Annotated in this window: 11 protein-coding genes, 1 rRNA gene and 1 riboswitch; of the genes, 10 read left to right on the top strand and 2 right to left on the bottom strand. The window is 41.1% G+C overall.

Annotated elements, in window-relative coordinates; all coding sequences use genetic code 11:
• Positions 1-387: 387 nt before the first annotated feature.
• Positions 388-573: riboswitch (TPP riboswitch) on the top strand.
• A gap of 124 nt (positions 574-697) precedes the next feature.
• The 8 genes from Q0976_RS23665 to Q0976_RS23630 all read left to right on the top strand — a co-directional run bounded on the left by Q0976_RS23665 (position 698) and on the right by Q0976_RS23630 (position 7,734).
• Entirely contained in the window at positions 698-2,857 is a 2,160-nt protein-coding gene (locus tag Q0976_RS23665; protein WP_299497279.1) for a TonB-dependent receptor, read from the top strand.
• A gap of 148 nt (positions 2,858-3,005) precedes the next feature.
• Entirely contained in the window at positions 3,006-3,266 is a 261-nt protein-coding gene (locus tag Q0976_RS23660; protein WP_299497281.1) for a hypothetical protein, read from the top strand.
• Between the two features lie 11 nt (positions 3,267-3,277).
• Positions 3,278-3,913 (top strand): nicotinamide riboside transporter PnuC, encoded by a 636-nt coding sequence (gene pnuC, locus Q0976_RS23655; protein WP_299497277.1) that lies wholly within the window; start codon positions 3,278-3,280, stop codon positions 3,911-3,913.
• A 114-nt stretch (positions 3,914-4,027) separates the two neighbouring features.
• Positions 4,028-5,089 (top strand): phosphotransferase, encoded by a 1,062-nt coding sequence (locus Q0976_RS23650; protein WP_299497275.1) that lies wholly within the window; start codon positions 4,028-4,030, stop codon positions 5,087-5,089.
• A 27-nt stretch (positions 5,090-5,116) separates the two neighbouring features.
• Positions 5,117-5,959, top strand: coding sequence for a DUF6279 family lipoprotein (locus tag Q0976_RS23645; RefSeq protein ID WP_299497273.1), 843 nt, complete (start codon positions 5,117-5,119; stop codon positions 5,957-5,959).
• Between the two features lie 103 nt (positions 5,960-6,062).
• Positions 6,063-6,656, top strand: coding sequence for a DoxX family protein (locus Q0976_RS23640; RefSeq protein WP_299497271.1), 594 nt, complete (start codon positions 6,063-6,065; stop codon positions 6,654-6,656).
• A 91-nt stretch (positions 6,657-6,747) separates the two neighbouring features.
• On the top strand, positions 6,748-7,296 hold the full coding sequence (locus tag Q0976_RS23635) for an NAD(P)H nitroreductase (protein WP_299497270.1): 549 nt from the start codon (positions 6,748-6,750) through the stop codon (positions 7,294-7,296).
• Between the two features lie 36 nt (positions 7,297-7,332).
• Entirely contained in the window at positions 7,333-7,734 is a 402-nt protein-coding gene (locus tag Q0976_RS23630) for a hypothetical protein (protein WP_299497268.1), read from the top strand.
• An 80-nt stretch (positions 7,735-7,814) separates the two neighbouring features.
• Here Q0976_RS23630 and Q0976_RS23625 read toward each other — a convergent pair whose 3' ends face one another.
• Both Q0976_RS23625 and Q0976_RS23620 read right to left on the bottom strand, forming a co-directional pair.
• Entirely contained in the window at positions 7,815-8,891 is a 1,077-nt protein-coding gene (locus Q0976_RS23625) for a ketoacyl-ACP synthase III (RefSeq protein WP_299497266.1), read from the bottom strand.
• Positions 8,892-9,087: 196 nt separating this feature from the next.
• A complete protein-coding gene (locus tag Q0976_RS23620) occupies positions 9,088-9,753 on the bottom strand; it encodes a GntR family transcriptional regulator (protein ID WP_299497265.1) in 666 nt (221 codons plus the stop codon).
• A 298-nt stretch (positions 9,754-10,051) separates the two neighbouring features.
• Between Q0976_RS23620 and gmhB the strand changes: the two genes are divergently transcribed.
• Positions 10,052-10,603, top strand: coding sequence for a D-glycero-beta-D-manno-heptose 1,7-bisphosphate 7-phosphatase (gmhB, locus tag Q0976_RS23615; RefSeq protein ID WP_299497263.1), 552 nt, complete (start codon positions 10,052-10,054; stop codon positions 10,601-10,603).
• A gap of 697 nt (positions 10,604-11,300) precedes the next feature.
• Positions 11,301-11,366 (top strand): 16S ribosomal RNA (locus Q0976_RS23610); the annotation flags it as partial.

Genomic DNA, 11,366 nt, shown 5'->3' with positions numbered 1-11,366 from the left:
ACAGGCCGGATATACGTATGCAGTTTTACCCATTGTTACTCAAAAATATCACTTGAATTAGGTGAGGTGTCCATATAAGTTTTGGCAGAGTTCACAGGGAAGTGCTAGCGACGTCTCAAAATTATATCTGCACAAAAGCCTGCGGCAGGCAATTAACTCAAATGCACCCAATCGTTTTAAATGAATGAACTTAATACCAATGAAGTTATTGCTCTCATTGTGTGAATGGGGACTGACGACTTTACCTCGCTGCAAACAATGGGAACTGATGAAGGTTAGGTTCCAACAAACCTTGCTCAATATAAAATTCCCAATAACAAAGATGATATGTCTTCATTTGAAGATGTGATATTTCCTAGTACTTTTGGGGGGATTCGGTATATAATCCCGCCCGCCAAGGGGTGTCTTGTTATTTTTTATCACGGGTTTCGTTAAAACATGAGTTGCAAACTCATGTAACAGACTTAGTTAATGACGAAATCGATAAAAAATAATCTTGACTGAGATGTGAAATACAAACCCTTAGAACCTGATCCGGCTTATACCGGCGTAGGAATGGGCTAATATCAAGGACAAAACAACTAAGGGTCTGTTAAGCATACGCTAATAACACTTTTAGATAAGCTTAAACTTGGTATATTACATTTCCCAATCGCTTCCTTTGTTGCCGGATCTCATAATAATAATTTGAGGTCCCATGTTGAGATTACGTTTTTCTCCTATTGCTTTTTTCGTTGCGACGTTTGCAACCCCTTACTCGGCCCTTGCCGATACCGATGAACAACTGTCTTCGAGAGCTTCGACGCCTGAAGAGGATATGGAAGTTATGGTAGTGACATCCGATTTTCGAGGTGCAAAATTAGAAGATGTCCCCGCCAGTATCACTGTGATTGATCAACAACAAATGGAAGATGAAGGGGCCCAGCATTTTGAAGATATTTTAAATTCGGTAGCGAATTTAAATTGGTCTGGTGGCAGCTCTCGGCCCAAATATTTTCAAATTCGCGGGGTCGGTGAGCAAGAAGAATATAAGGGCGCGCCAAATTCCTCTGTGGGTTATATCATCGATGATATTGATTTATCGGGTCTGGGCATGGTGTCTAGCTTGTATGACTTGCAACAAGTGGAAGTATTGCGCGGCCCGCAAGGCACTCAATACGGTGCCAATGCCTTAGCGGGGTTGATTTATTTAAAAAGTAACGATCCCACGGCTGTTCCTGAGCATGGCATTGAAACCTCTGTGGGCAGTGATGATTTACGCACCTTTAGCGGCTATAGCAGTGGCCCAGTCACCGATAGTGGTGATGTGCTTTATCGAATATCTGTGCAGCAACATAACCAAAATGGGTATATGAACAATCAATACTTAGGCCGTGATGACACCAATGAACGGGATGAGTTTACCGGTCATGGCAAATTGCGCTGGTTTGCAACTGATGATTTACAGTTTGATTTAAGCCTATTATTTGCCAATTACAATAATGGTTATGATGCGTGGACATTAGATAACAACGGCGAGAATACGCTAACCGACACGCCGGGTGTGGATGAACAAAAAACGTCCGGTGCCAGTTTAAAAACCACCTATGATGGGTTTGAGCCATTTGAGCTCACCTCACTGACTTCTGTTGCCAAAACCACCCATACATTGTCTTATGATGGCGACTGGGCCAACCCTGACTATTGGTCGGCGCGGACTTGTTATGGTGAGGCCTGCGATTATAACTATTTTTGGGGGAAAACCGGCCAGAGGCAAACGTTGACTCAAGAAGTACGTCTCAATTCTAATGACAACAGTCGATTGTTTTTCGATTCAACCGATTGGTTAGTGGGCGTTTATTATATGGATTTAACCGAAGATAACGATCTGTATTCAGAGTACAATACTTATCCCGATGAAGTGTTGCAATCAGATTATGACGCGCAAAGTTATGCGCTGTTTGGCCAGCTGGATCCCGATTTAGGTCATGGTTTTTTATTGTCTTTAGGTTTACGCCTTGAGCGCCGCTTTAGTGATTACAGTGACAGTAATAAAGAAACCTTTGCGCCCAATGAGACTCTATGGGGCGGGCATGTGTCACTGAGTAAGGCTTTATCGGCAAATCATGAAAGTTACATTCGCGTTGCGAGAGGCTATAAGGCCGGTGGCTTTAACATGTCTCTGCCCAGCAGCTTTAGTGACAAAACGCAGTTTGACAGTGAAACCTTATACAATTATGAAATTGGCCTCAAATCCAGTTGGCTTGAGGGCGATTTGAGCTCAAATTTAGCGCTGTTTTACATGGATAGGCAAAATCAGCAAGTGTCGGCTTCTCAGCAAGATCCCGATAATCCCCAGCGTTTTATTTTGTACACCGAAAATGCGAACACGTCGCTTAATTATGGCGCCGAGCTGGAAACGAACTGGTATGCGACGGATAACCTCGTCTTGTATTCCAGTGTTGGGTGGCTTGAAACGGCCTATGGCGATTATGTTTATCAAGATAAAGATGGCAATGATATTGACTTATCGGGCCGCGAATTAGCCCATGCACCCAAATTCAGTTACAGCTTAGGGGCCACCTATCGCACTGACTCGGGTTGGTTTGCCAATGTGACCAGCTCAGGTAAGAGTGCCTTTTATTACTCCGACAGTAATGAGTCACGCTCAAGCGCATATCAGATTTACAATGCCCGTATAGGGTTTGAAGCGCAAGAGTGGGCGGTATATCTGTGGGGCAAAAACCTGCTTGATGAACAATATGGTACACGGGGTTATTATTTTGGAAATGAGCCAGATTTGGACTGGAGCGCCAAGCAGTACATACGTTATGGGGATCCCCGTCAAATAGGCTTAACGGTGAAAATGATGATGTGATCAGGCACACTTGCTCAAGCATGTTATTTTGATTGCATGCTTGAGGCTATTTTTTGCTGTTATTGATCATGTTAGTATTACCTTCACTTTGATTGTTTAAACTGTGATGGCTCAACTGCAATCAACAGGATTTTAAAGAGAAAATATGATGAAATTAACCGCTGAAATAAGTTGTTATCCGTTACAAGATGATTATATTGCACCGATAAAATGGTTTATTGACCGTGTGGATCAATATGACAATATTGAACGTAAAACCAATGCGATGGCGACGCAAGTATGCGGTGATTATCAAGCCGTGATGATGATGCTCGCCACAGAAATGCAAGCGGCCCATGAAAAATGGGGAAAAGCGGTATTTGTGTGCAAATTTATTGGTGGTCAATTAGATTTATCTCATACGCAATAGGATCTGTAATAATGAATGAAGTTTTGCCTTGGTACAGTGTATTAAGCGATATGAGAGCCATGACGATGTGGGAAACCATCGCAGTATTTTTCGCCTTGGCCTATTTACTCTTAGCCATGAAACAAAGTCGTTGGTGTTGGATTGCTGCCTTTGTGAGCACCTCTATTTATACGGTGATTTTTTGGCATGTGTCCTTGTTAATGGAATCAGCCTTAAATTTTTACTATATCGGCATGGCCATGTATGGTTATTGGGTATGGACTCAAGGGGGCGATGAGCATAAAGGCATTGAAATCACCTCGCTTGCGTTAGCGAGCCATGCAAAAATTATCGGACTGACCAGTATCGCTTCAATCGTGGTGGGTTATTGTATGGCGAACTATACTCATGCCGCTTTTCCTTATTTAGATGCGGCCACCACCTGTTTTGCTGTCGTTACCACTTACTTGGTGGCAAAAAAAGTATTGGAAAATTGGCTTTATTGGGTGGTGATTGATCTTGTTTCTATCTATCTTTATTTTAGCAAAGGATTAATGTTAACATCTCTACTCTTTGTTTTTTATGTTATTATTGCTATTGTAGGTTTCATGACGTGGAATAAACGTTGGCGAGTGTTGCAACAAAATCATGCTACTGCAATGGCCTAGCTAAAGCGACTTGGAATATTAGCGTTTTGAATATGAGTGCTTGTGATACTCGCGCTCTAGAGATCAGGCGCTCTCAACCTGTTTACCATTGCTGATAGGGAATAAAAGGAAGCCATGTCAACTTGCCCGTTAATGTCGGCTTTACAACCAGAGCTTGAAAAAGTAGCGCTCACCTCTATCAATGTGATTGCTGCTTTGAGCCAAGGCTTAAGTAATCAAAATTATTATATTCGTGCTCAGCGACATAACAGTAGACATCATGAATGGGTGCTGCGGGTGAATAGTCAAGCCAGTAGCCAATTATGCAATAGAGAGAATGAAGTCACTAATTGGAGGTTGGCTGCCGCTCAAGGACTGGCGCCTTCATTAACATTTGTGGCTAAAGACCTAAGCTGTTATTTAAGTGAATTTATTGAACAAGATAGTCTCGATTGGGCAAGCATGGCCCGAGCTCAAGGTGCGCATCCATTAACAACAGAACATGTGTGCCATAGCGATGCAGAGGCCTTGTTGCTATCACTGTTAACCTCACTGCAATCCCTCCCTCTCCCAAAAAATAGTATCAGTATGACGGCGCAATGGCAGCATTATTATGGCGTGCTGATGAGCAGATTTGCAACCATGTCTAAGTGGCAACAAACCCATGCCAATGATTGTTTGCACACAGAAAAATTAAACCGACTGAGTGAGAAGTGGCTAGCTGATTTTGAGAGTTTAATGGCCAATAAGACAGTGATTAATGAATGGCTAGTGCAAGTAGAAGGTTGTTTGCTTAATAATCAATTTTGTCATCGTGATTTAAATCCCCATAATTTATTGCTTAATCGACAGCAATTGTTTGCCATTGATTATGAATATGCTTGTGCTTCTCATCCCTTATGGGATCTTGCCGGTATTTTAGCTACTCACCATTTATCATCAAATCAGCGACAGTATTTAATTCGAGGATATATAGCAAATAATCCCAACCTCACACAAGGGGCGCTTCAAGCTGCGCCTTCATCGATTTATTTATATTGGGTTTTTTCTGCTTGTTGGGCGCTGTTGATGGCTTTCTCCTTTTTAGAGGATGAGCGAAAAGCGGAGGGAGACAAGAGTCATAGTAATCAAGATGCATTAAAGGCAGAGGAATATTTAGATTGTTTTAAGCAATTTATGCATTTCGTGTCTTCTTAGCCATATATTAAATTAAGGAAAGGTGATATGAAGAAGGGATGGCTCAGTGTATTACTGATCTTAATATTGGCAGGGTGCTCCACAAAAACCAGTTATTACTTTCTCGATTGGGTGATTGAATGGAAAGTCGATGAGTATGTTAGCCTTAATAGTGCGCAAAGCACCCAGTTAGAAAAAGCATTAGATGATTTTTTATATTGGCATCGTTCACAGGAATTGATCCAATACAGCCAGCAATTACAACAAATATCAAATCAATTAAAACAAGGCACATTGACCCCTCAGCGTTGGGTAGAAGAGATTAATCAAGCCAAAATACACGGCTATCGTGCTTTTAAAATGCTGTTACCAAGTATTACGCCCATTATTGCTTCTTTTTCTGACAAGCAAGTGATGGAGTTACTGGATAATATTGAACAAGCTGAAATTGACATACAAGAAAAATATCATAATAAATCAAAGCAAGCGGTGTTGGACGATGCCGATGAGCGAATCAATAAATTATTTAAAAAATGGTTAGGGCGTTTATCTACAGCACAAAAAGAGGCCATACATCAATTTAATTTACACAGTGTGAGCACGTTACCTCTTTGGCTTGAGTATCGACAAGCTTGGACTGTGCAATTAGCTTTAGCTCTTGAGCAGCGTCAAAATCAAGCATTATTGCGCTCACGGCTGACTTCTTTAGTGACCGAGTCTGATAAATTAAAATCAGTACAGTATCAAAAAGATTTAAGAAGTAATTTAATGGCTTTTGGGGAACTATTATTAAAGGTACATGGGTTAGCGTCTGTGAAACAAAAAAAGCGTTTTAATAAAAAACTGGATGAGTTGATTCAAGATTTAGCGGAAATGAGTCAAGATATTTAATTAGGCTGTGATGAAATCGATTGAAGGGATGTCTGGTCTATTGGATTAGACTCATCTATAGGGTGATAAAAGATCACTTTAACCAAATAAAGGACGTGTCATTATGTCGATAACACAGATTTACCAAGGCTTTTTAAAAGGGATCCATCATGGAGAGGGGCTTGCGCCGCTTGCATTAAGGCTTTATTTAGCCCCGGTGTTAATACAAGCAGGTTATAACAAGTGGTTACATTTTGATGATACAGTAGCATGGTTTGGCAACAGTGACTGGGGCTTAGGATTGCCTTTCCCTGCATTATTAGCGGGGGCTGCTGTACTAAGTGAACTTGTCGGAGGTGTATTATTGGTGATCGGGCTGGCGACTCGAGTGATTGCCGTGCCGCTAATGATCACTATGCTAGTGGCCGCATTCAGTGTTCACTGGGAAAATGGCTGGTTGGCGATAGCAGATCATACCTCTTGGCTCGCCAATGAAGAGGTGTTCAATGCAGCAGAAAAACTCAGTCGTGCCAAAGCCATTTTACAAGAACATGGTAATTATGAATGGTTAACCAGTTCGGGCAATATTGTGATTATTAATAATGGTATTGAGTTTGCTATTACCTATTTTTGTATGTTGTTAGTGCTCTTTTTCATGGGAGGCGGGCGCTATACGAGCATTGATTATATTATTGCCAATCGCAATGGGTTAAATTAATTCTGCCAAAAAGCAGTGAAATGAAAGGGATTTATTGTCTTGCCTTTGCTATGCTGCTCTCAATATCGATTTATGAAGAAGGGTTTGACTTTTGAATGCATTAGATTTGTTGCTGACTCGCCAATCAACGCCGAGATTAACGACACCAGGGCCGACACAAGCGCAATTAGAGGTGATCCTTAATGCAGGCGCCAGAGTGCCTGATCATGCAGGCTTAACCCCTTGGGAATTTATTATTGCTCAGAATGAGGGATTGAATAAATTAGGGGAAATATTTAAACAAGCAGCTGAAAACGAGGGCAGTGATGAGGCTTTCATTGAAAAAGCCTGCAAAATGCCTCAGCGTGCGCCTATGGTGATAACGGTGGTGGCGAAAACCCAAGTTCATCAAAAAGTGCCTATTTTAGAACAACATTTGTCGGCAGGTTGTGCTGTGATGGCGATGCAACAAGCCGCCTTTGCTCAGGGATTAGGTGGGATCTGGCGCACTGGACCATTATCATTTAATGCTGATGTTCACCAATTACTGGGCTTATCAGAGCAGGATCAAATCGTGGGCTTTTTGTATTTAGGCACGCCTGTTTTGAATGCGCCGACTAAAGCAGTCAAGGCAGGTCAGCAGTTTGCTCGTTATCTTTAAATCGGTGAAGTAAAATACAGTGAAAAGGAAAGACAAATGCGATTAAGTCTAGTGGGATTGCTGGTGGGGATGACAACAAGTATTGTGACAAGTGCTTATGCTGATGATGCGGAGGCGGCATTTTCAAAAGAATTGAGCGAATGCAGTGCATATTACGATATTACGTCGAGCACATTATCAAAAATGGATGTGCCACAAATGCAAAATATTGCTGAGAAATTGTCTCGTTCAAAAACGGCATCGTTAGCGTTAGCTGAAAAATATCAAACACCGGATAAAGTTGCACAACAGATTGTCGAAGCTAAAAAACAGCAATTAGCCCTGTTACCAAATGATAAAAGCTTGATGACTTTGATGGAAAAGTATCGACAGCCATGTCAGGTTTATCTGACTGAACCAGAAAAAAGGCTAGCTTATTGGCAAATGGCTACCATGTGATAATGGATTGACTGATATGATAGATAAAAATACCGACATTGAGAGTCGGTATTTTTATGCGTCAGTTATTATTGATTGTTCTATTGCGCTTTTCTATTGCAATAATGTTCAACAGCTTTACTGACCAGTTCAACACCCGTTTGGTGACAAGGGGGGAGTGTGGCGTCAGACGTGTTAATCGGTGTGACTCTATTACCCCATTTAATCAATGCTGCAGCAGATGTTAAACCAGCGCCAAAAGCACAAGATAAAATGGTTTGTCCTGGTTGTATTTTTCCTTGCTCCAATGCATCGCAAAGGGTGATCGGAATCGTCGCGGCTGACGTATTGCCATAATTGGCAATATTGACAATGGCTTTTTCCTTTGGAATTTTCATTTTATGGATCAAGGTGTCGATGATACGCTCATTGGCCTGATGGGGAACAACCCAATCGATATCATCTTTTGTCATATTACATTTTTCAAGAACTTGAGCGCTAAGTTTACCCATTCCTGCAATGGCACGTTTAAAAATTTCTTGGCCATTAAATTCAATGAAGAAGTTTAAAGACTCAGGATCAAATTTATCCATGCCTGTGCCAAATTGTGATTTGAGAATATCCCGCCCCGTTGGATCGTTATTGAGCTCATAACCTAAGATCCCACCTGGAGTATCAGTGGCTTCAACGACGACCGCGCCGGCACCATCACCAAAAAGCACCGCAGTATCGCGTTTAGACCAGTCAATAAAGAAAGATAATCTTTCAGCGCCGACAACTAATACTTTTTTACTTTGACCACTTTGAATTTGAGCATTGGCTAGGCCTAAGGCATACAAAAAACCACTGCATGCAGCGTTGATGTCAAAGGCGGGACAATGTGCACCAATATTGGCCTGTACTGTTGAAGCAATGTTTGGGATCAGTGTATCGGCTGTGGCGGTGGCCAAAATAATCATATCGAGTTCATCGGCTTCAATACCAGCAGCGGCTAATGCATGTTTTGCGGCGACGGATGCAAGTTCAGACGTATTGACGTGACTGATATGACGTTGACTAATGCCGGTACGAGGTTTTATCCATTCATCGGATGTTTCGATGAAGGTTTCAAGATCATGATTGGTCAAGATGGCAGGTGGAACACATTTTCCCCAGCCAGTTATCGTTGCGTACTGCATTAGGTTTTCTCTCAAATATTAGTTAAGGATGTAGACTTAACTATTTTGTTTAAGCATTTAACTTGTGTTTGCTGAGTCGACTCATTAAAAACATGAATATTGCATTTATCGTTCCAATATTAATGAGCGAAAAGCAAACCAAGTCAGATTGTATGTTTTTTGAAGCTTAATATTCACCATTTATAGCCTGTAGTGGCTATTGAGGCTTGACTAACTGACGAATTGATTCTGCTGCCAATAAAATATGCTGCCTCAGTAATGTGACGGCCGCATCGACATTTTTTTGCTTACAATAATCAAGTAACGCTCGATGCTCTTTCTCTGCTTGTGCGATCCCGCCTGCGAGTAAGAGCTGTAAACGTATATAGCGATCACAATTCGTTTTAAGTCCTTGCACCATATCTAATGCATAAGGGCGATTGGCTGCTTGGTACAAACTGGTATGAAACTGGCTATTGAGTTCACTCCAGCTACTGACCGATTGCTTTTGTTTAAAAGCAAACTCGAGTTTCGCTAAAATGCGTTCAGCTTTCTCAATATCTTCATCTTGCATATTCATAATGGCTTTGGCAAGTAATTCAGTTTCAATGAGTGCTCTAAGTTCAAATAATTCTGTTACCTGTTCAACGGAAAGTTCCGTTGCCGTGGCGCCTTTATGGGCTTCAAATTTGACTAAGCCTTCAGCTTCTAATTGCAATAACGCTTCTCTAATGGGGATCCGACTGACATTCAGTTCATCAGCGAGTGCACTTTGTCTTAGCGGTTCACCCGCTTTAATGTGACCGGATAATATTTTTTCCCTCAGCACTTCGACCACGACTTGTGTCCGTGTTTTATGGACGATAGGGGAATTTATACTCATATACTCATTATTTAAACCTGAAATTCTAGCTTGGAAGAATACCGTTTATTCAGTGATAAATAAAGATAAATAGCGCTGTAATTGGTCAGTGGACAGGATTGTGGCATTTTAAATTGATACTGTTTAATGAAGAAAATCAAGCTTCATGGCATTAAAATAGTCACTGAAAGAGAATATTGTCAGCTTAGGTAAATAAAAGTGGGATTCGATAAAAGGAAAGGGGTATAATTTTTGTTAGTGAATGACCTAATTTACCTATGTAAAGGTCAGTCTTAATAACTTGGTGGAGAATGAAGCTGTGGATCGAGCGGTATTTCTAGATAGAGATGGAGTGATCAATAAAGATCATGGTTATGTATATCAAGTTGATGACTTTGAATATATCGAAGGTGTATTTGATGCTTGCTTATCTTTAAAGAAAATGGGCTTTAAACTCGCTGTTGTGACCAATCAATCAGGGATCGCAAGAGGATTATATACAGAAGATGACTTCCATCATTTAACCGAATGGATGGATTGGAACTTTGCCGATAAAGGAGTCGATTTAGATGGCATATATTATTGTCCTCATCATGCAACCGCGGGGTTGGGCGAGTATAAGTGTGATTGTGACTGCCGCAAACCTAAAGCGGGCATGTTTAATAGTGCGGCGCAGTTCCTTAAGCTTGATTTAAGTGCATCAGTGATGGTCGGCGATAAACGTGATGATATGCTAGCGGCAAAGGCCGCAGGTATTCCAATCCGCATATTAGTGAAAACAGGAAAGACAGCCACAGATGAAGCCATTGCTGCATCAACAATGGTATTGGAGAGTATTGTCGATGTCCCCGATTACCTTGCCTCTCTTTAACTCACCTGAACTAGGGATAATGAGTGTCAAAGAGTATTGGTCATCCATTTACAGTTAATAGGTTAAAATCAGCTCCGTTATTCTTTATTGTTTAATTTGGCTAAATACCGCTATTTTTGTCTATATCAAGGCGGGATGTCGTGTCTAGTGTCTAATAGTGGGCTATTAGTAGAAAATACAACATAGATAGGGGCAAAAATAGCGCTATATAAGCGGCGCTGCTTATTCCGAGTTCAGGTTAACTAAGCCTTTTTGAGTGGATTTAATGAAAATAGCATTTGAAATAAGCCGTTCGTTCAAACTTTGAGCGAACAATGCTTTTTTTCATGATTTAATGATAAAAGCTCTTGCGTACAATTAGAATCTCCCTATAATACGCACCCCTAAGCCGATGAGATACATGCTCAACGGTAATGTTCACTCCATATAGATAAGGAGTCTGGCTCAGGTCTTAAGAACATGTTCTTTAAAAAATTGACAAGCAAATCTGTGTGGACACTCACAGGTGTTGAGTTATTCGAAATTGCTTTCTTTCTTCTTACTTTTGAGTAAAGAGATTAAGCAATCAAAAATTACTCGATGAATGAGTGTTCATAGCAATATGAAAAAGTTTGGTTTCACTTCTTCCTTTGTGAAGAGTGTGGAAACAAATCACAGAATTCGTTGAGCCGTTCGACGTAGTCGAACAACAAAACTTTAATTGAAGAGTTTGATCATGGCTCAGATTGAACGCTGGCGGCAGGCCTAACACATGCAAGTCGAG

The sequence above is a fragment of the uncultured Shewanella sp. genome (assembly GCF_947501665.1).
Taxonomy (GTDB): Bacteria; Pseudomonadota; Gammaproteobacteria; order Enterobacterales; family Shewanellaceae; genus Shewanella.
The sequence above is the reverse complement of the archived record's forward strand: the minus strand, read 5'-3'. Positions and strand labels throughout refer to the sequence as shown.